20 protein-coding genes and 1 pseudogene are annotated in these 19939 nt (G+C 64.3%); 9 read left to right on the forward strand and 12 right to left on the reverse strand.

Annotated elements, in window-relative coordinates:
- Positions 1–163: 163 nt before the first annotated feature.
- The 5 genes from IVA98_RS18105 to IVA98_RS18125 all read right to left on the reverse strand — a co-directional run bounded on the left by IVA98_RS18105 (position 164) and on the right by IVA98_RS18125 (position 3719).
- Positions 164–1546 carry an aspartate aminotransferase family protein gene (locus IVA98_RS18105; protein WP_247304230.1) on the reverse strand — a complete coding sequence of 461 codons (1383 nt, stop codon included), beginning with the start codon at positions 1544–1546 and terminating at the stop codon, positions 164–166.
- A 165-nt stretch (positions 1547–1711) separates the two neighbouring features.
- On the reverse strand, positions 1712–1879 hold the full coding sequence (locus tag IVA98_RS18110) for a hypothetical protein (RefSeq protein WP_247304231.1): 168 nt from the start codon (positions 1877–1879) through the stop codon (positions 1712–1714).
- A gap of 32 nt (positions 1880–1911) precedes the next feature.
- A complete protein-coding gene (locus IVA98_RS18115) occupies positions 1912–2475 on the reverse strand; it encodes an isochorismatase family protein (protein ID WP_247336414.1) in 564 nt (187 codons plus the stop codon).
- 25 nt (positions 2476–2500) lie between these two features.
- The gene (locus IVA98_RS18120; protein WP_247304233.1) at positions 2501–3121 is read right to left on the reverse strand and encodes a GNAT family N-acetyltransferase; all 621 of its coding nucleotides are present in this window, start codon (positions 3119–3121) and stop codon (positions 2501–2503) included.
- Positions 3108–3719, reverse strand: a complete 612-nt coding sequence (locus tag IVA98_RS18125; RefSeq protein WP_247304234.1) for a hypothetical protein — start codon at positions 3717–3719, stop codon at positions 3108–3110. Before IVA98_RS18125 ends, IVA98_RS18120 begins: the two co-directional genes overlap by 14 nt.
- A 77-nt stretch (positions 3720–3796) precedes the next feature.
- Between IVA98_RS18125 and IVA98_RS18130 the strand changes: the two genes are divergently transcribed.
- Positions 3797–4837, forward strand: coding sequence for a LysR family transcriptional regulator (locus tag IVA98_RS18130; RefSeq protein WP_247304235.1), 1041 nt, complete (start codon positions 3797–3799; stop codon positions 4835–4837).
- A gap of 8 nt (positions 4838–4845) precedes the next feature.
- Here IVA98_RS18130 and IVA98_RS18135 read toward each other — a convergent pair whose 3' ends face one another.
- Positions 4846–6024 (reverse strand): autotransporter outer membrane beta-barrel domain-containing protein, encoded by a 1179-nt coding sequence (locus tag IVA98_RS18135; protein WP_247304236.1) that lies wholly within the window; start codon positions 6022–6024, stop codon positions 4846–4848.
- A 376-nt stretch (positions 6025–6400) separates the two neighbouring features.
- Between IVA98_RS18135 and IVA98_RS18140 the strand changes: the two genes are divergently transcribed.
- On the forward strand, positions 6401–6607 hold the full coding sequence (locus tag IVA98_RS18140; RefSeq protein ID WP_008551638.1) for a cold-shock protein: 207 nt from the start codon (positions 6401–6403) through the stop codon (positions 6605–6607).
- Between the two features lie 107 nt (positions 6608–6714).
- Here the strand turns inward: IVA98_RS18140 and purN are convergent, their stop codons facing one another.
- Together purN and purM are read right to left on the reverse strand one after the other, a co-directional pair.
- A complete protein-coding gene (gene purN, locus IVA98_RS18145) occupies positions 6715–7368 on the reverse strand; it encodes a phosphoribosylglycinamide formyltransferase (protein ID WP_247304238.1) in 654 nt (217 codons plus the stop codon).
- Entirely contained in the window at positions 7368–8441 is a 1074-nt protein-coding gene (purM, locus tag IVA98_RS18150) for a phosphoribosylformylglycinamidine cyclo-ligase (protein WP_247304240.1), read from the reverse strand. The genes purN and purM overlap by 1 nt, the downstream gene beginning before the upstream one ends.
- 154 nt (positions 8442–8595) lie before the next feature.
- On the opposite strand from purM, the gene IVA98_RS18155 reads away from it, so the two are divergent.
- The 4 genes from IVA98_RS18155 (at position 8596) to ppx (ending at position 13844) form a co-directional block, all read left to right on the forward strand.
- Positions 8596–9138, forward strand: a complete 543-nt coding sequence (locus IVA98_RS18155) for a CDP-alcohol phosphatidyltransferase family protein (protein WP_247304242.1) — start codon at positions 8596–8598, stop codon at positions 9136–9138.
- Positions 9139–9227: 89 nt separating this feature from the next.
- A complete protein-coding gene (locus IVA98_RS18160) occupies positions 9228–9905 on the forward strand; it encodes a P-loop NTPase family protein (protein ID WP_247304244.1) in 678 nt (225 codons plus the stop codon).
- A gap of 228 nt (positions 9906–10133) precedes the next feature.
- The gene (locus IVA98_RS18165; protein WP_247304604.1) at positions 10134–12326 is read left to right on the forward strand and encodes an RNA degradosome polyphosphate kinase; all 2193 of its coding nucleotides are present in this window, start codon (positions 10134–10136) and stop codon (positions 12324–12326) included.
- 15 nt (positions 12327–12341) lie between these two features.
- Positions 12342–13844 (forward strand): exopolyphosphatase, encoded by a 1503-nt coding sequence (gene ppx, locus IVA98_RS18170; protein WP_247304246.1) that lies wholly within the window; start codon positions 12342–12344, stop codon positions 13842–13844.
- A 3-nt stretch (positions 13845–13847) separates the two neighbouring features.
- Here ppx and IVA98_RS18175 read toward each other — a convergent pair whose 3' ends face one another.
- Both IVA98_RS18175 and ndk read right to left on the reverse strand, forming a co-directional pair.
- Positions 13848–14708 (reverse strand): TerC family protein, encoded by an 861-nt coding sequence (locus IVA98_RS18175; protein ID WP_247304248.1) that lies wholly within the window; start codon positions 14706–14708, stop codon positions 13848–13850.
- Between the two features lie 39 nt (positions 14709–14747).
- Entirely contained in the window at positions 14748–15170 is a 423-nt protein-coding gene (gene ndk, locus IVA98_RS18180; RefSeq protein WP_035715388.1) for a nucleoside-diphosphate kinase, read from the reverse strand.
- Positions 15171–15483: 313 nt separating this feature from the next.
- Between ndk and IVA98_RS18185 the strand changes: the two genes are divergently transcribed.
- From IVA98_RS18185 to IVA98_RS18195, 3 genes and pseudogenes are all read left to right on the forward strand, one after another.
- Positions 15484–15741: a sulfur globule protein precursor gene (locus IVA98_RS18185; RefSeq protein WP_247304250.1), complete on the forward strand. Its 258-nt coding sequence runs from the start codon at positions 15484–15486 to the stop codon at positions 15739–15741.
- A 232-nt stretch (positions 15742–15973) separates the two neighbouring features.
- The gene (locus IVA98_RS18190; RefSeq protein ID WP_247304251.1) at positions 15974–16147 is read left to right on the forward strand and encodes a hypothetical protein; all 174 of its coding nucleotides are present in this window, start codon (positions 15974–15976) and stop codon (positions 16145–16147) included.
- Between the two features lie 107 nt (positions 16148–16254).
- Positions 16255–18105, forward strand: a pseudogene (locus IVA98_RS18195) (ABC-F family ATP-binding cassette domain-containing protein); the annotation flags it as partial.
- 167 nt (positions 18106–18272) lie between these two features.
- Here IVA98_RS18195 and IVA98_RS18200 read toward each other — a convergent pair.
- The gene (locus IVA98_RS18200) at positions 18273–19238 is read right to left on the reverse strand and encodes a tripartite tricarboxylate transporter substrate-binding protein (protein WP_247304253.1); all 966 of its coding nucleotides are present in this window, start codon (positions 19236–19238) and stop codon (positions 18273–18275) included.
- 134 nt (positions 19239–19372) lie between these two features.
- Positions 19373–19843, reverse strand: coding sequence for a MarR family winged helix-turn-helix transcriptional regulator (locus tag IVA98_RS18205; protein WP_247281686.1), 471 nt, complete (start codon positions 19841–19843; stop codon positions 19373–19375).
- Positions 19844–19939: the final 96 nt, after the last annotated feature.

Below are 19939 nucleotides of genomic sequence, written 5' to 3' on the forward strand. Positions count from 1 at the left end.
CCGAAAGATCCCACGGTCGGGACGAAGAGCTGGCCTGCAATCGAACAAAGAGCTGATCATAAATCTTGACACACCAAACCCCCATGTGAGCAATCCAGAATCCTTCCTTGGAGGCAGCCTGATTGCTTCGTCGCTTCGCTCCTCGCGATGATGAGGAGAGATTTTACGCCGGCGTCAGCTTCGCAACTTCCCCCTTCATGTCCTCCAGCACACCCGAGATCGCCGCGGTCAGTTCGTCGATTTGGGCCCTGGTGGCGATCAGCGGCGGGCAGATGGCGATGGCATCGAGCATGTTGCGGGAGATAACGCCGCGCTCCTGCAGCATGCGGCTGGCGATGCCGCCGACGGCGCCGGGCGTAGCGGCTGCGGTCTTGCGCTCCTTGTCGAGCACGAGCTCGAGGGCGGCAATCATGCCGACGCCGCGGACCTCGCCGACCAGCGGACCGCTGGCGAGCTCGCGCAGCTTGCCTTGCATGTAGCCGCCGAGTTCGGCAGCATGCGCGACCAGGCCGCGCTCCTCGATGATCTTCAAATTCTCAAGCGCAATCGCCGAGCCGACGGGATGACCGCCCGCGGTGAAGCCGTGGCCGAGCACGCCGATCTTGTTGCTCTCGTCGGCGATCGGCTCGAACATGCGGTCGTTCAGCAGGATCGCCGACAGCGGGAAATAGCTCGACGTGATCTGCTTGGACACCACGATCGCATCGGGCTTGATGCCGTAGGTCTCGCAGCCGAACATCTTGCCGGTGCGCCCAAATCCGCAGATCACCTCGTCGGCGACCAGCAGGATGTCGTACTTCTTCAAGACCTTCTGGATCTTGTCCCAATAGGTCGCCGGCGGAACGATGACGCCGCCCGCACCCATCACCGGCTCGCCGAAGAAAGCCGCGATCGTATCCGGGCCCTCCTTCTGGATCAGCGCGTCCAGTTCCTCGGCCCGGCGCGTCGCGAACGCCTCCTCGCTCTCGCCGGGTGCGCCGTCCTTGTAGAAATGCGGCGAGCCCGTGTGCAGGATGTTCGGCAGCGGCAGGTCGAACGAGCGGTGATTGTTCGGCAGGCCCGTGAGGCTGGCCGAGGCGATGGTGACGCCGTGATAGGCGCGCAGGCGGCTGATCACCTTCTTGCGCTGCGGCTGGCCCAGCGCGTTGGAGCGGTAGGCGATCAGCTTCAGCACCGTGTCGTTGGCTTCCGAGCCGGAATTGGTGAAGAACACCTTGCTCATCGGCACCGGCGCGAGCGCGACCAGCTTCTCGGCGAGATCGATCGAGGGCCCGTGCGATTTGGCCGAGAAAGTGTGATAGAACGGCAGCGCCTGCATCTGCTTGTGCGCGGCGTCGACCAGACGCTTCTCATTGAAGCCCAGCCCGACGCTCCACAGGCCGGCCATCGCCTCGAAATAGCGATTGCCCGCGGCATCGAACACGTAGGGACCCTCGCCGCGCTCGATCACGAGAGGACCGGCCTGCTGATGGGTGCGCGCGTTGGTGTAGGGATGGAGCTGGTAGGCCACATCCCGGGCCTCTTGCGAATTCGGCAGCATGGACATTTGCAGGGATCCCTAAAGTCGTGACGTCGCCAGCACAGCCAGCATCATCACTTGATGATCAAGTTACTTGGCTATTTCGATGAGACAAAGCTTGCAACGCCAATCCGTCGGCAGCAAGCGCTCAGCAGCGTTGCACAAAGCCGCATATCGGGATTGGGCGGCTTTTTAGGCCGCGTCGTCGTCATCCCCGTCTTCAGCGGTGGCGGCCTCCCTCACCTCGACGAGCGCCATCGAGAGCAGATAGACCGTCGTGGGCAAGCCGACGCGGCGCGCCGTCTCGACGGCACGCGACAAATCGCTTGCCAGCTCCTTGAGGTGTTCTCCCCGGGACAATGTCTCAACCCCACCCCGCCGATCGCGGCCGCCTACACCGCAACGGCGCCGCTGGTTCTGATCAGTTCGGCGCTGGAATGGATTGTAGCAAAATTCCCGATGACATTCACTACGGCACGCTTGTAGGCGGCGGCATCACCCGTGCCGGGCTGCCGGCAGGCCACGGCGTCAGTGATCACCTCGTAGCGATGGCTGCGGTGAAACCCGTCCACGGCGGTGGCCAGGATGGTCTCGTCCAGGGAAAATCCGGCCAGCACGCAGCGCACATTGTGGATATTGGACATAAAGTCCACAAACCGCGACGAGCTGTAGGCGGACGGCAGCGGATGCTCGAACATCATTTCTCCCGGACGCGGCTTTGCCTCCGCGATCCAATCGGTCAGCCTCGATGCCGGATTGAACCAGGCCGCCTGCGCGATGCGCTTCAAATGCATCACCGGCCAGAGATTGCTGCGCCACAGCGTCAGCAGTTCCAGGCAGCGTGCGGTGGCGGCATCGCCGCCGAGGATGACGTGGCGGCGCCCAGGGGTCAGATATTCGACCTGCAGGTCCGCGCAGACCAGGATCGGCGGATCATCGTGGATGGAAACCGGCATTGTCTTGCGCGCAGTTGCACCTAGCTCAGTGATCGGCGGCCGCGAGGTGCCGCAGCGGCGAGGTCACCGCCCGCCCCGCCGAGGCATCGAGCACGCCCGGCCGGTCCCAATCGCCTTCGGGCCGGATGATCACATAGGGATCGCTGTCCAGCGTGATGGCGTTCGGGCCCGGCTCGATCTCCAGCAGCATCTCGGTGTAGGAGAAATCGGAGAAGGTGATCTTGCGATTGTGGCCGAGCGGCTTGGCGCCGAAATGGGCCCAGAAATCCACCAGGCGGTCCTGCGCCTGGCCGTAAATCTTGCGGAAGCCCTTGCGCTTCACATAGTCGACGCTCGCCTGCACCAGCTTGAACGAGACGCGCGAGCGCCGGTACTGGTGACGCACCGCAAGCCGCTCCACCTTGGCGAAATCGCCGAAGAAGCGCACCCGCAGGCAGCCCGCGGGCTCACTACCGACGAAGCCGATGAAATGCGCGGCGACCATGTCGTTGCCGTCGAACTCCTCCTCGAACGGACAATTCTGCTCGGCGAGATAGACTGCGGAACGGATCGCGGTGACCAGCATGAGATCGCTGGGATCGCGCGCAAGGCGAATGGTAACGGCGCGGGAATCGGGCTTGGAGAGAGGAGTTCTAGTACCGTGCATCTGCAAAACTCCTTGCTTGGATGATCGCACCGGGCATGCGCATCGGCCGGCGATGCCAGGGGCGCTCGTAGCACCAGAGGTCGGGTTGGAAGCTCGGAACGGGGGCAAAGCCGGTCGCTCTCATGATGTCGCGTCCGGCCACGGTTGACGGCTGCGCATAGCAATCGGCGCCGCGAAACCTTAGCTGTCGCAGATGAGCCGCGGCCTTGCCGAGACCGGCGATGCCGCGCCCCGTCGCCGCGATCGCCCAGATGTAGATGGCCGCAACGTCGTCCTTCGCTGAAGCGAGATGGCGCGTCTCCGGTGCAGTCAGGCAGATCTCGTCGAGCAGCAGCGCATCGTGCCCGCGATCATTGAGGAACAGGAAGGCCATGCCGCCGAGCAGACGTCCTTTCCGGCTGAAAGTCAGGATGCTCTGAGGATCGAACGTGAGATATTTCGAAAGCTCCGCCGCCTCGATCCGCACGCCCGGCACCAGCCGATGCGCCATCTCCGAAAGCGCCGCGATTTCGGAAGATTGCGCACAACGGACATCGACGTCCGGACTCAGCGGCAGCGCATCGAAATCATGCCGTGCGTCAAACGAGCCCCTTTCCATACCGATATCGCCTCTCTATCGTTTGCCGCTTTCGTACCCCGCTATGAGGACGAGCTTAGCGGTTGGGGACCAAGAGTATGCAGCAGTTATTGCACCGGGGTGCTGCGATGATGCAGCACCGTGAAGAAGCCCTGGGCGCGTCCTGGGACGATTTGAAGCTGTTTTTAGCGTGCGCAAAATATAAAAGTTTTCGCAATGCAGCCGAAGAGCTCGGGCTCACCTCCACCACCTTGATGCGCAGGATCGACCGGCTCGAAGAGAGCATCGGCTGCAAGCTGTTCCTGCGCGACCAGAGCGGGCTCACGCTCAGCGATGAAGGCACCGCGATGATCGCCGACGTCGCGCATATGGAGCGTCACGCCTTCAACGTCTTCCGTCGCGCCTCGCGTTCGTCGAACGACACTGCCGGTACCGTGCGCGTCGCGGTGACGGAGGGGCCCGGCAATTTCTGGATTCTGCCGCGGCTGATCGATTTCCAGAAGACTTATCGCAAGATCACCGTCGATCTGCGCTGCGCGATGGAGCAGGCCGACGTCGCCCGCCTGGAATCCGACATCGCGATCCAGCTCGAGCCACCGACCAATCCGGATCTGATCGTCGCCAAGCTGGGCCGGCTGCACATCTATCCGTTCGTCTCCAAGGAGTACGAGAGCCTCTACGGCGTCCCGGCAACGCTCGCCGAACTCAAGAACCACCGCATCATCAAGCAGAGCGCGCCGCAAGTCGACGACGGCGCCTATGCCCGCGTGCTCGGGCTGACGTCGCTGGAGGGCATCGTCGGCATCAAGATCAACTCCTCGGTCGGCGCGCTCTATGCCGTCGAACGCGGCGCCGGCATCGGCTTCCTGCCGACGGTTTCGATCGCGCTTGGTGCGCCGCTCGTCGCCGTCGATCTCGGCGTCAGCCACCACGCCGATCTCTGGCTCACCTATCACAAGGAGTTCCGCACCTCCGAGCGGCACAAGATTGTGGTCGACTGGCTGAAGAAGATCTTCGATCCCAGGACCTATCCCTGCTTCCGCGACGAGTTCATCCATCCGAACGCGCTGGTGCCGATGATGACGGCCGCGCGCGACGGATTTGGGCTGACCGGCTATGTTGCGACAACACCCGCATAAACTTCAGCTCACCATTTGTATTCGAAGCCGACCGTGCCCTGGTGCGACGTGAGCTCGTTGCGGAGCTTGCCGTCGTAATTGACGTAGAGCCGCGCGACGCTGGTCAGGCTGAGCGAGGCCGAGGCGCCGGCATCCATGCCGTAGCGACTCTCGCCGATGCCGGGGACGACGATGCTCTGGGTGCCCAGGCTGACCTGGATCGATCCGAGGTCCTGGTGGAAATTGTCGACGAACTTGCCGTGGGCGGACAGGTCCAGGATCTTCTGGTCGATGACGAAATAGCGGCCGATCTCGGCCCCGATCATGATACGCGCACGCGACAGCGCTGTTGCGCCGACGTTGATCGGATCGAGGCCGCCGGCCTCCTGGAACGCCGCGCTGGTGGCACGCACATATTCGACCGCGCCCTTCGGCACGATGCGCATCTGGTCCTTGGTCCAGTAATAGCTGATCTCGGTCAGCGCGCCGTCGACCGCGGCGCTGTAGCCCGCCCGCGCAAGCCCAAGGCCGGTATCACGGCTGGAACGGACCTTGCCAAAGCCGTGCACCACCGCAAAGGCCCAGGTCCAGGGCCCCTTGTCGACGGAGCCATTGAAGCCGATTTGGGTGAGGTCGAGTGTCGCGGACTGGAGCGCCAGGGGCACGTCGATGTCGGTGTGGCTCTGGTCGACCGAAAAGCCGATACTGACACCCGGCGCGAGACGTGCGCCGATGCCGGCGACGCCGCCAAAGGTCTTGCGCTTGTCGCCGACGAAGTCTCCTTGCGCATCGGTGCGGACCGAGATGCCGTAGCCCTCGAACCAGGTGCGGTAGCGCGGATCTTCGGTGCTCGCCGATGCGCCGCCGCCGCCGGGATTGGTTCGCAACGCCCGGTTGAAGCCGCTCGATGCCTGGTTGCCGAGGCGCTCCAGGAAACCTGAGCCGAGATTGAGCGTGCTGTTGCCGGCCGACTGGTCATAATTGGCCGAGGTCGGCATCGGGACCGGGGTCGGCGACGGCGTGGGTGTCGGGGTCGGCGTCGGCGTTGGCGTGGGACTTTGCGCGAGGACGGGCGTAGCCGCCGACATCGTCACGATGAGCGCAAACGCCATAAGTGTGAAGGTCGTGGCGACCGCTGCCGCGAGCCGGCGGACACGGTTCAGCCCGATCGTCTGCCGTGTCCCTGGTGGCTGCGCAGTGCAGCGCATGACGACAAAACCCGAAGCAAATGGCGGCGCGCAAAAATGCAACATGAGCGGCACACCCATGAGCTGATTTGCGCCGAACTGTTACGGAGGGTCAACCAGCTGACGCCTCCAGATAAGGGGGATTGCTCCTGATTGTGGTTCCCCGGCCACAGGTCGAAATTGGGCCCGGGCACGTCCGGGGCGATCTTGAAATTCGTGCTCTGCTTGCTAACGCACGGTTTTCATGTTGCAATATTGGCCACAACGGAATTGGCCGCTGGCTGTGCGTTTCGCGACATTGAGACTCAAGACTCGACAGACTTTCGGAAGGCCGTTTGTGGCGTGGCACGCGAAAAAGCGGCCGCGTCTTTTTTCTATCTAGTGGAGGAGACTAGCGATGCCACAAAAGGGCACCGTCAAATGGTTCAACCCGACCAAGGGCTATGGGTTCATCAAGCCGAACGGCGGCGACAAGGACGTGTTCGTCCACATCTCCGCCGTCGAGCGCGCCGGACTCTCGACCCTCAACGAGAACCAGGTGGTTGAATACGACCTCGTGGAGAACCGCGGCAAATCATCCGCGGAGAACCTCAAGGTCTCCTGATGCCTCTCACGACACGCGAGAGATCATGACGTTGCCCCCGGCTCTGCCGGGGGATTTTGTTTGGGACACGTAATCGAACGGGTAGCGGGTGAGCCCGGGACCGTCTTTTACCCCACCACAGGCGCAATCAGAAAATTCTCCGACGCCGCGCTGCCCACCGTCCTGCACACATCACCCTCGATCCGGACCTTGCCGGTCGCGAGCAGCCGCAGCGCCTCGGGATAAATGCGGTGCTCGATTTCGAGGATGCGCTCGGACAGCGTATCCACCGTGTCGTGATCGCTGACCGGGACGGCGCCCTGCATCACGATCGGGCCTGCGTCGGTCTCTGGAATGACAAAGTGCACCGTCGCACCGGATAGCTTGACGCCGGCACGCAGGGCCTGGCCGTGCGGATCGAGACCGGGGAAGGACGGCAGCAGCGACGGATGGATGTTGAGCATCCGCCCGTACCAGGCCTTGGTGAAATCCGCCGTGAACAGGCGCATGAAGCCGCCCAGGCAAATCAGCTCGATGCCGTGCCGGTCGAGCGCGGCTTGCAATACTTTCTCGAAGCCGGCGCGATCCTTGCCGAACGGCTTGCTCTCGATCACCTCGGTCGTCACGCCGCTCGCCCTGGCCCGTTCCAGCCCCGGCGCACCGGTCTTGTTCGAGATCACCAGCGAAATCTCCGCCGGAAAATCCGCCGAGCTTGCTGCCTTGATCAGCGCGGCCATGTTGGAGCCGCGGCCGGAGATCAGGATGGCGACGCGGCGCTTCATCACAGCGCCAGGTCGAGATGGCCGTTATAGACGACGCGGTGCTCGCCCTCGGCGGGAATCACGGTGCCGAGCTGCGCCACGGTTTCGCCGGCATCGGTGAAGACCTCGACCACCTGGTCGACCTTGTCGGGCTCGACGATCGCGATCATGCCGATGCCGCAATTGAAGGTGCGCAGCATTTCGAGCTCGGTGATGCCAGCCTGCGCGGCCAGCCATTTGAACACCGGCAGCACCGGCAGGCGTGCGAGGTCAATGCCGACGCCGAGGTTCTTCGGCAGCACGCGCGGAATGTTGTCGGTGAAACCGCCGCCGGTGATGTGGGCTAGCCCCTTCACCGCGCCGGTCTCGCGGATCGCACGCAGGCAGGATTTGACGTAGAGCCGCGTTGGCGTCAGCAGCGCGCCGCCGAGCGTCATGACCGGCGCAAACGGCGCCTGCGCCTGAAAGCCGAGACCGGATTGTTCCACGATCTTGCGCACCAGCGAGAAGCCGTTGGAATGCACGCCCGACGACGCGAGCCCGATCACGGCGTCGCCTGCCGCGATGTCCGGGCGCGGCAGGAGCGTACCGCGTTCGGCGGCGCCGACTGCAAAGCCGCCGAGGTCGTAATCGCCGTCTTTGTAGAGGCCGGGCATCTCGGCCGTTTCGCCGCCGATCAAGGCGCAGCCGGATTCGCGGCAGCCCTCCGCAACACCCGCGACGATCGCGGCGGTGGCCTCCGGATCGAGCTTGCCGCAGGCGAAATAGTCCAGGAAGAACAGCGGCTCGGCGCCCTGGACCACGAGGTCGTTGACGCTCATTGCGACAAGATCGATCCCGATGCCGCCATGCAGCCCGGTCTCGATCGCGATTTTGACCTTGGTGCCGACGCCATCGGTGGCGGCGACCAGGACGGGGTCCTTGAAACCGGCCGCCTTGAGATCGAACAGGCCGCCGAAACCGCCGATCTCGGCGTCGGCGCCGGGCCGCGCGGTGGCGCGCACCATCGGCTTGATCAGGTCGACGAGACGGTTGCCCGCGTCGATATCGACGCCTGAATCGGCGTAAGTGAGGCCGTTTTTGCGGTCGGTCATGCCCGATTTCCAGTGGGTTTGCGGCTGGTTACGTCGAATTCCGGGGACACGCAATGGCAAGCGTGGCGCCCCGCGCTATAGTATGTAGATATCAACCGGTTCAGCCTCCCTAGGGGCCGGATCCGAGGTCAGGCCGGGTGCCGGGAAGCGCCGCGTGAGTATTCCGAATATCATTACCCTGGGCCGCATCATGCTGGTCCCGATCATCGTCTGGGCCATCGTGTCGAGCCAAATGGAGGTGGCGTTCGCGGTCTTCCTGATCGCCGGTATCAGCGATGCCGTGGACGGTTTCCTGGCCAAGCGGTTCAACATGGCGAGTGAGCTCGGCGCCCTGCTCGATCCGCTCGCGGACAAGGCGCTGCTGGTCTCGATCTACATGGCGCTCGGCATCTGGGGGGCGATTCCGCGCTGGATCGTCATCCTGGTGGTCTCGCGCGACATCATGATCGTCACCGCCGTGATCGTATCCTGGCTGTTCGACCGGCCGGTCGAGATGAAGCCATCAAAGGTGTCCAAGCTCAATACTGTGGCACAAGTGGCATTCGCGGCGCTGGTGCTGGCGGCGCTTGCCTTCGGCTTCAAGCCGGCACCCTATGACATGATCCTGATGGGCCTCGTCGCGGTATTCACGCTCTCCTCGGTGTCGCTCTATCTCGTCGAGTGGCTGCGGCACATGAGCACGATTGAGGCCAAATGAGTGGATGTGGCCCCGCAAAAGGCCAACTCCCGCTCGAAAGTCGAATCTTTTCAGACGAGGCCGGGACGCCGGCACGGAGCAAGGCAAGCGTGGCAGGCCGCGTTCATCCCCGACAATTGGCGTTTTCGCTGCCGCATGCGGAAAGCCTCAGCCGGGACAATTTCCTTGAGGGTCCCGCCAACGCGGTCGGTCTAGGCCTGATCGACGCCTGGCCGGAATGGCCGAACCGGATCATGTGGTTGACCGGCCCCGAAGGCAGCGGCAAGAGCCATCTCGCCGCGATCTGGGCCGAGGTATCAGGCGCCCGCTCGACCACGGCCGATGCGCTGACCGCCGCCGCGGTCCCGGGCGCGCTCGCGACCGGAGCGCTGGTGGTCGAAGATCTCAAGGCAAAAGAGTTTGACGAGCGCGCCCTCTTCCACCTGATGAATCTCGCCCGCGAGGATGGCGCCTACGTCCTCTTCACCGGGCGCGAGGTACCCGCATCGCTCGAGATCGAGCTTCGCGACCTGCGCTCGCGTCTGCGCGCCGTGCCGGTGGTCGCGTTGCTGTCGCCGGACGACCAGCTTTTCCGCGGCCTGATCGTCAAATTCTGCGCTGACCGCCAGCTCACGGTGGATGAGAGCGTCGTCAGCTACCTCGCGACCCGGCTGGAGCGATCCTCGGCCGCCGCCCGGCGGGCGGTAGAATTGCTCGACAGCGAGGCCCTGCGGCTTGGCCGCCCCGTCACCCGGGCGCTGGCGGCTGAGCTGCTTCGGGACGTCTGACCCGTCCGCCGGCACCAGCCGCTTGACGCGGTGGAACGGCGGAACATCAATGTCATCGAGATGAATACGCCGGTAGCGTTACAACCCGACGATGGCCAAATCATCCTTTTGGACCGCTGGCGAGTTACGTTATCGGCAACGTCATCGAAACGTCATCGCTCTAACACATGCTCCCGCCGATTTTGCGCGTAAGTCGCAATTGGGGTGAACTGGATGGATCGACTTCTCATGGACTCTGCGCAAGCTGTTGAAATCAAAGAAAAAGCCCCGGAAACGGAGAGCCTGCCGGCGATCGCTTCGAGCCCCGAACGGTTCATCAACCGCGAGCTGTCCTGGCTGCATTTCAACCGCCGCGTCTTGGAGGAATCGGTCAATCCCAGCCATCCCATGCTGGAGCGGGTGCGATTCCTGTCGATCTCGGCAAACAATCTCGACGAGTTCTTCATGGTCCGCGTCGCCGGCATCAAGGCCCAGGTACGCGAGGGCATTGCCGAGCGCAGCCCAGACGGTCTGACCCCGTCGGAGCAGCTTGCGTTGATCAATCGCACCGTCTCCCAACTTGCCTCCGACCAGCAGGCGATCTGGCGCGACCTGCGCGGCACGCTCGCCGAGGTCGGCATCGTCCTGGTCGACGGCAAGGACGTCACCAAGCCGGAACGGAGCTGGATCGAGGACTACTTCCTCAACAACGTGTTCCCGCTGCTGACGCCGCTCGCAATCGATCCGGCCCACCCCTTCCCGTTCATTCCGAGCCTCGGCTTCACCATCGCGCTCCAGCTCACGCGCGCTGCCGACGGCAAGCAGATGAACGCCCTGATCCGCATGCCCGGCAAGATCGACCGCTTCATCCGCCTGCCGGCCGAAGGCAAGGCCGTCCGGCTGATTTCGCTGGAACAGGCAACCGCCCTGTTCATCAATCGTCTCTTCCCCGGCTACAATCTGCACGGCCAGGGCGCTTTCCGCATCATCCGCGACTCCGAGCTCGAAATCGAGGAAGAGGCCGAAGACCTGGTCCGCCTGTTCGAGACTGCGCTGAAGCGGCGGCGGCGCGGGTCGGTGATCCGTCTCGAGATCGACGCCAAGATGCCGGAGCAGCTGCGCAGCTTCGTGCAGCATGCGCTGTCGACGGCTGACGACGAGGTGTTTCTGGTCGACGGCGTGCTCGCCATGAACGAGCTTTCGCAGCTCACTCGTCTCGACCGTCCCGACCTCGAATTCACCCCTTACGTGCCTCGCCATCCCGAGCGGGTGCGCGAGCATGCCGGCGACGTCTTCGCTGCGATCCGGCAGAAGGATCTCATCGTCCATCACCCCTACGAGTCCTTCGACGTGGTGGTGCAGTTTCTGCAGCAGGCCGCGCGCGACCCAGATGTAGTCGCGATCAAGCAGACGCTCTACCGCACCTCCAACAACTCGCCGATCGTGCGCGCGCTCGCCGAAGCCGCCGAGGCCGGCAAGTCGGTCACGGCGCTGATCGAGCTGAAGGCGCGCTTCGACGAAGAGGCCAACATCCGCTGGGCGCGCGACCTCGAGCGCGCCGGCGTGCAGGTCGTCTACGGCTTTCTCGAACTGAAGACGCACGCAAAGCTCTCGATGGTGGTGCGCCGCGAGGGCGGCAGCCTCACGACTTACGTGCATACCGGCACCGGCAATTATCACTCGGTGACCGCGCGCATCTACACCGACCTCTCCTACTTCACATCGGACCCGACCATCGGCCGCGACGCGGCTCGCGTGTTCAATTTCATCACGGGCTATGCCGCGCCGAGCGATCTGGAGAAGATGGCGGTGTCGCCATTGACCTTGCGCAAGCGCATCATCGAGCACATCCAGGGCGAGACCGCGCATGCACGGCACGGCCGGCACGGCGCGGTCTGGATGAAGATGAACGCGCTGGTCGACCCCGACATCATCGACGCGCTCTACGAGGCCTCGCAGGCCGGCGTCCAGGTCGAGCTCGTCGTGCGCGGCATCTGCTGTCTCAGGCCCGGAATTCCCGGTCTGTCGGAGAACATCCGCGTCAAGTCGATCATCGGACGTTTCCTGGAACACGGCCGAATCTACTGCTTCGGCATGGGCCAAGGCCTGCCGAGCGCAAAAGCGGCTGTGTATATCTCCTCGGCCGACATGATGCCGCGCAACCTCGACCGCCGCGTCGAGGTGCTGTGTCCGCTGCAAAATCCCACGGTGCATCAGCAGGTTCTCGAACAGATCATGGTCGCGAACCTGAAGGACAATGAGCAGAGCTGGCAATTGTTGCCGGACGGGTCCTCAACGCGTATGAAAGCCGCGAAGGGCGACGAGCCTTTCAACGTCCACAACTACTTCATGACGAATCCGAGTCTGTCTGGCCGTGGAAAGTCGCTCAAGGAATCCTCGCCGCGCCGTCTCACGCGGCGCAATGAACGTCATCAATCCTGATCCCGGATTCTCAACGTGAAGCAGCCGCGCAAGCGCGGCTCGAGCGTCGCGGTCATCGACATCGGTTCGAACTCGGTCCGCCTCGTCGTCTATGAGGCGCTGGCGCGCAGCCTCATTCCGATCTTCAACGAGAAGACGCTGTGCGGCCTCGGGCGCGAGGTGCAGAGCACGGGCCTGCTCGCGCCCGACGCCGTCGACAAGGCGCTGACCTCGCTGAAGCGGTTCCGCGCCCTGTGCCGCGTGATGCAGGTCGGACACGTGTTCGCGATTGCGACGGCCGCCTGCCGCGACGCCTCCAACGGTCCCGACTTCATCGCGAAGGCCGAGCGCATCTGCGCCGTGAAGATCGAGATCCTGTCGGGCCCGCGCGAAGCGCGGCTGTCGGCGCTCGGCGTGATCTCCGGCGTCCATCATCCCGACGGCATCGTCGGCGATCTCGGCGGCGGCTCGCTCGAGCTGATCGACGTGCGCAGGAACAGCGTGCGCAGCGGCGTGACGCTGCCGCTCGGTGGCCTCGCGCTCCAGGACCTCGCACACAAATCGCTCAAGCGCGCCGACCGCATCGTGCGCGAGGCGCTCGACGAGGTGCCGCAGCTCGCCGCGGGCCGCGGCCGCACTTTCTACGCGGTCGGCGGCACCTGGCGTGCGCTCGCGCGTATCCACATCATCCAGAGCGGCTATTCGCTCCAGGTGATGCACGGCTATTCGATTTCGGCGGCCGAGGCGCTCGACTTCTCGCGGCGTCTGCGCCGGCTTGCGGCCGCCGACATGCTGGCCGATATCGAGGTCGTTGCTGATGCACGCCGCCCCCTCCTCACCTATGCCGCCCTTGTGCTCGAGCACATCATCCGCGTGGCGAAGCCGAAAACCATCGTGTTCTCGACCTTCGGCGTGCGCGAGGGTTTGTTGCACGAGAAGCTCTCGGATTCCGAACGCAACAAGGACGGGCTGATCTGCGCCGCAGAGGAGCTCAACCAGCTGCTGTCGCGCTCGGCGAAGCATGCCCGCGAGCTGATCGCCTGGACCGACCGCCTTGCGCGCGTCGTGAAGCTGCGAGAGACCGAAGAGGACCGCCGCCTGCGCCACACCGCGTGCCTGCTCTCCGACATCGGCTGGCGCGTGCACCCCGATCATCGCGGCGAGCAGACGCTGAGCCTCGTCGTTAATGGCAATTTCGGCGCGATCACCCATACCGAACGCGCCTTCGTCGGCTTGTCGGTGTTCTATCGCTATGCGGGCCTGAGCGAGGAGAACCAGCCGCCGGCTACCATGCAGGGCCTGCTGACGCCGGCGCAGCTCGAGCGCGCCCGCCTCCTGGGAGCAGCGTTCCGCGTCGCGCACCTGATTTCGGCGGCGCGGCCGGGCGTGCTACCCGCCACGCATTTCCGCAGCCAGAGCCGCAAGCTGATGCTGGTGTTCGAACACCGCCTCGGCGACCTCGTCGCCGACCGCGTCGGCAGCCGCTTCCGCCAGCTCGCCCGCCTGATTGGCCGCGCCGGCTCGATCGTCCGGCGCTAAAAACTATTCGACCGAGGCCTTGGCGTGGCGCTCCGAGGATTCGAGCGCGGCCGCGCCCAGGCTGCGCCGGCGCCAGATGGTGCCGACGACCAGCACGACGACGACGCCGAGAAGCGCGCAGAGATATTCGCCGCCTCCGCCGCCATGGGTGAATTGCGGCGGGATGCGAAGTGCGCCGAGCATGCTGTCCAGCGAGGCGCCGAGCGGGCCATCGAACAGCGTGTGCAGCTTCGGCGCGACGCCAGGATCGGTCGCGATCACTTCTCCTGAGATCCAGCCGAGCAGCGCAGCACCAGCCCAGACCAGGACCGGCAGCTTTGCGAGCAGCGCCATGATCAGCGCTGCACCGGCGACAATCAGCGGCACGCTGATGGCGAGGCCGAGGATCAGCAGCGGCACGCTGCCATTGGCCGCGGCAGCGACCGCAATAACGTTGTCGAGGCTCATGATGATGTCGGCGACCACGACGATCTGAATGGCCTGCAACAGATGCGAGGCCGACTCGACGTCATCCTCGTCCTCGTTTTCCGGCACCAGGAGCTTTGCCGCGATCACGATCAGCGCAAGGCCGCCGACGAGCTTGAGATACGGCAGCACCATCAGCGTCGCGACGATGCCAGTGAAGATGATCCGCAGCAACACCGCTGCGCCGGCACCGAAGATCATGCCCCACAGCCGATGCCGCGGGTTGAGGCCGCGGCAAGCGAGCGCGATCACCAGCGCGTTGTCGCCGGAGAGCAGGATATTGATCCAGATGATCTTGCCAACCGCGATCCAGAAAGTCGGCGCAGCCATCTCGTTGCGGAACTGGGTGAAGAATGCCCCGATCGTAGCGGGATCGAAGATCTGCCAGAGCCAGTCCACAATGAGTCCTTTCGCCCGTCTAACCTATCGGCTGATGGATCAGCCGACGATCTCGTTGCCCGAGAAGAACTGCGCGATCTCGATCGCTGCCGTCTCCGGCGCATCCGAGCCGTGCACCGAATTCTCGCCGATCGACTTGGCGTAGAGCTTGCGGACGGTGCCCTCGGCAGCCTTGGCCGGATCGGTCGCGCCCATCACCTCGCGGTATTTGGCGATCGCGCCCTCGCCTTCCAGCACCTGCACCACGACCGGGCCCGAGGTCATGAAGTCGACGAGCTCGCCGAAGAACGGGCGCGCCTTGTGCACGGCATAGAAGGTCTCGGCCTGCTCCTTGGTCATGCGGATGCGCTTCTGTGCGACGATGCGCAGGCCCGCCTTCTCGATCACGGCGTTGACCGCGCCGGTCAGGTTACGCTCGGTCGCGTCGGGCTTGATGATCGAGAAAGTGCGTTCGATGGCCATAAATCTTGTCCTCGGGGAGAATGCGGGGGTTCGCAGTTGCGGGGCTTATATCGGCGCCGTTGCCGGACGGCAAGCGACCGGCGAAACAGCCGCACAGGCGCTTCGCCGCAGGACTCGCAACCCGCGATTCAACATGGATTACAACGATTTCACCCAGATGAACCGAATCTGAAACCCGCATCAGGTTTCGGTTCAGCTTCGCGGGCGTAAGGTCGGGTCTATCGAAACCGAAGCCTGACATTGAGGCAGAGCGTTTCGGCGGCGTTTCCATCGGCGCGATAGCCCCGCGCCGGCAATTGTTGAGGAGATCACCATGTTGAGGAAACTTTCGCTTGCCGCCGTCGCCGCGGTCGCGCTCGGTGCCGCGCTGGCGCCGACCTCCGCTTCCGCCCACTGGCATGGCGGCTGGCACGGCGGAGGCTGGCACGGCGGCGGCTGGCACCGCGGCTGGGGCGGACCGCGCTTCTATGTCGGCGGTCCCGTCTTCTACGGTTATGGCGGCTGCTACGTGCGCCGGCTAGTCCCGACCCCCTGGGGACCCCGCTGGCGGCTGATCAACCGCTGCTACTGAGCCCGACAGCACCTTCCGCAAGCACCTTCCTGAACAAAGGGGTTACCTACGCCCCCAAGGTAACCCTTCAGGAGAGGCCCCGGCGTCCGCGCCGGGGCCTTTTATTTGGGCGGACATGACTGCCATAATACAATTTTGACGAGAATCCCGGGGATTCCCCGCGGGCAGCGAAACCATTTTGGGGGCAATGACTTGGTACCGTGTCCTTACTCTGAGAACACGGAACCGCGCGATGGCTGGCCTTCTTGCCAATGACAGCGAACAGATCGATCGGCGCACCAGCCGCTCGATTCGCGATGCCGTGGGCGAACGGCTTCAGCAGAGTCTGCGCCCCGATCCCCGCCTCCCGACGCACCTCGAGAAGTTGCTCAACGAATTGAGGCAGCGCGAGCGCGAATCGCACTGACGGGAGCATGATCGGAAAAGTGTGAAGCGGTTTTCCGAAAATCACGCTCGAACGACAAGATTGGAAAAACGGGTTGCGTTCGACGCGCCCTGCGGTGACAAGGCCGCATGCTGTCCATCACCGATCTCTCCGTCCGCCTCGCCGGACGCCTTCTGATTGACCAGAGTTCCGTGCAGATCACGCCCGGGTCCCGCGTCGGCCTGGTCGGGCGCAACGGCACCGGCAAGTCGACCCTGTTTAAGGTGATCCGCGGCGAACTCGCGGCCGAGCACGGCTCGGTGACGCTGCCGCCGCGCTGGCGCGTCGGCAGCCTGGCGCAGGAGGCGCCGAACGGCCCCGAGAGCCTGATCTCGGTCGTGCTCAGGGCCGATCTCGAACGCGACGCGCTGCTCGCCGAGGCTGAGCGCGCGACCGATCCGCACCGGATCGCCGAGATCCAGACCCGCCTCGTCGACATCGACGCGCATTCGGCGCCGAGCCGTGCAGCCGCGATCCTCTCCGGCCTCGGCTTCTCCGCCGCCGATCAGCTGCGCCCCTGCGCCGAGTTCTCCGGCGGCTGGCGCATGCGCGTCGCGCTCGCCGCGACGCTGTTCGCGGCGCCCGACCTGTTGCTGCTCGACGAGCCCACCAACTATCTCGATCTCGAAGGCACGCTGTGGTTGGAGGATCACCTCGCGCATTATCCGCGAACGGTGATCGTGATCAGCCACGACCGCGACCTCCTGGACAGCTCGGTCGACCAGATCCTGCATCTGGAGCGCGGCAAGCTCACGCTCTACAAGGGCACCTATTCCTCCTTCGAGGAGCAGCGCGCCGCGCGCGAATTGCTCGATGCCAAGCAGGTCAAGCGCCAGGAGGCCGAACGGGCACGGCTGCAAGCCTTCGTCGACCGCTTCAAGGCCAAGGCCTCCAAGGCGCGGCAGGCGCAGTCCCGCGTCAAGATGCTGGAGCGGCTGAAGCCGATCACGGCGCTGGTCACCGAGGACGTGCGCGAGATCAGCTTTCCGGCGCCGGAGAAGATCCTATCCCCGCCGATCATCGCCGTCGACAACGTCTCGGTCGGCTACGATCCGGAAACGCCTGTGCTGAGCCGCGTCACCTTACGCATCGACAATGACGACCGCATCGCGCTGCTCGGCGCCAACGGCAATGGCAAGTCGACGCTGGTCAAGCTGCTCGCCGGACGGCTCGCTCCGTTCTCTGGCAGAGTGACCCGCGCGGACAAGCTGTCGATCGCCTATTTCGCCCAGCACCAGCTCGACGAGCTGAACGAGGACGCCTCCGCCTACGACCATGTGCGCAAGCTGATGGGCGATGCGCCGGAAGCCAAGGTGCGCGCCCGCGCCGGCGCGATCGGCTTTTCCGGCAAGGCCGCCGACACCATAGTCGGAAAACTGTCGGGCGGCGAGAAGGCACGGCTGCTGCTGGGGCTAGCGACCTTCTTCGGCCCCAACATGATCATTTTGGACGAGCCGACCAATCATCTCGACATCGACAGCCGCGCCGCGCTCGCGGAGGCGATCAACGAGTTTCCCGGCGCTGTGATCATGGTTTCGCACGACCGCTACCTGATCGAGGCCTGCGCCGAGCGGCTCTGGATCGTCGCCAACCGCACCGTGACCAATTACGACGGCGACCTCGACGAGTACCGCCGCCTGGTGCTGTCCGCGCGCAACGCGGAAGCGCCGCGCGAGCGCAGCGTCGCGAGCGAGAAGCCGCAGCGCGTGAGGTCGGACAATCGCGGCTCGCTGAAGAAGCGCATCGCGGAAGCCGAAGCCGAGATCGCCCGCGTGAGCGAGATCATCAGCAAGATCGACACTGCGCTGGCGCTGCCCGACATCTTCACCCGCGACCCCAAGCAGGCTGCGCAACTGTCGAAGGCTCGCGCGAACGCGGCCGACGCATTGGCGCGCGCGGAGGAGCAATGGCTCGAGGCGAGCACGCAATATAATGAGGCGATAATGAGGCGGCGGGGTAACGCCGAAAGGCCCCCTCATCAAAATAGTGAAAACAACCCCATGCACAGTACCGGTATGTAAATACCCGGAAATGAGCCATTGCACTGGATGGTCTTTTGCCGCGCGGTTGGCGCCGCCCGGCGGCGGCACCATTGTGCTGGGATGACTCAGTCGGCGTATTGGCCGGCTGCCTTGATGATCGGCGCCCAGCGGTCGATCTCGCTCGTCAGCATCGCACCCAAGGCCTCGGGCGTCGCCTTGTCCTGCGGGACAGGCTCGGTGTTGATGTCGTTGAACCGGGCGATCAGCGTCGGATCCTTGAGCGCCGTCTGGAGCGCCGCCGCCAGCTTTTGAACGATCGCCGGCGGCGTGCCCTTGGGGGCATAGATGCCGTGCCAGACGCCGAGCTCGAAACCTTTGAGGCCGGCCTCGTCGGCCGTCGGCAGATCGGGCAGACTCTTCAGCCGCTCCTTGGTGGTGATCGCATAGGCCTTGACCTGCTTGGCCGTGATCGGTCCGGTGGTGTTCGTCGCCTGGTCGCAGGTGAGATCGATCTGCCTGCCGAGCAGGTCGTTCATGATGGGCCCGTTGCCCTTGTAGGGCACCGTGGTGAGCTGCTTCTGGATCGCCGTCATGAACAGCATGCCGCAGAGATGCGACGCCGCGCCGAGCCCGGCATTGGCGTAGGTCAACTTGTCGCCCTGCTGCTGAGCATAGGCGACCAGGTCCTTGAGCGTGTCGGCCGGGAAATCCGGACGCGCGATGATGGTCATCGGCGCGTTGGTCACAAGTCCGATCGGCGCAAAAGCTGTCTTCGTGTCATAGCTCAAATTGCGGTAGAGCGTCGCGGCGGTCGAGATGCCGACGTGATGGATCAAGAGCGTATACCCGTCCGGCTGGGCGCGCGCGGCGCGGGTCGTGCCGATGGTGCCGCCGGCGCCGGTCGCGTTCTCGACGATGACCTGCTGTCCCAGGGATTTCGTCATGCCTGCCGCGGTCAGGCGCGCGATGGTGTCGGTCGGTCCGCCGGCGGCGAAGGGCACCAGGATGGTGATGGGCCTCGCCGGATAGTCCTGGGCGACCGCCGCGCCGAGCGGCAGAAGCAGAGCCGATATGAAGGCAATGAACCGCATAGTCTCCTCCAAATTCTTGTAGCTCCATATGAGCGTATTCGTGGCGGCAAGACCATCAGGAAAGCAGGTTCAACAGCCATGTCCCGATCACGATGATGACGCACCGCCGACGCGCGTGCCCCGCTCGCCGAGCGTTACGTCTGCTCCTCGGTCTCGCTCTCGAGCTTCTTGCGTAGTGCCGCGACGATGCGATGGACGGTTTGCAGGTCCTTCACCGCAAGCCCTTCCGAAAGGCTGTTGACCCACGGTGCCTGCAAAGCCATCGCGGCATCGAAAGCGCGCCGTCCCTTGTCGGTGAGAACGACAAGCTGCGCTCGGCGGTGATGCGGGTTGGCTTCGAAGGCGACAAGGCCGTCCGCGTGCAGGTCGTTGACGATCCGCTGTACATTTTGGCGGTTGGCGCCCAGATCGCGGGCGAGCCAAGCCACCGGTTGGGGACGCTCCGCCTGCACAATGGCGCCCAGTATCTGCCAACGGGCGCTCGTAAGTCCGAGCCGGGCCACCAGACGGTCACCCGCGGTCAAGAGCAGGCTGTTCAGCCGGAACAAGTCAAGCATGAGCTTGGTCAAGGCATCGCCGGCCGACGTTCGCTGCGATTTCAACATATCGTCACCATAGACCGTATTGACATCATAATGTCAATTTGACATCCTATCCATAGTACCACACTGACATCATACAACCCAGTTGCCGGAGGCCTT

This window comes from Bradyrhizobium sp. 160, assembly GCF_023073735.1.
Taxonomy (GTDB): Bacteria; Pseudomonadota; Alphaproteobacteria; order Rhizobiales; family Xanthobacteraceae; genus Bradyrhizobium.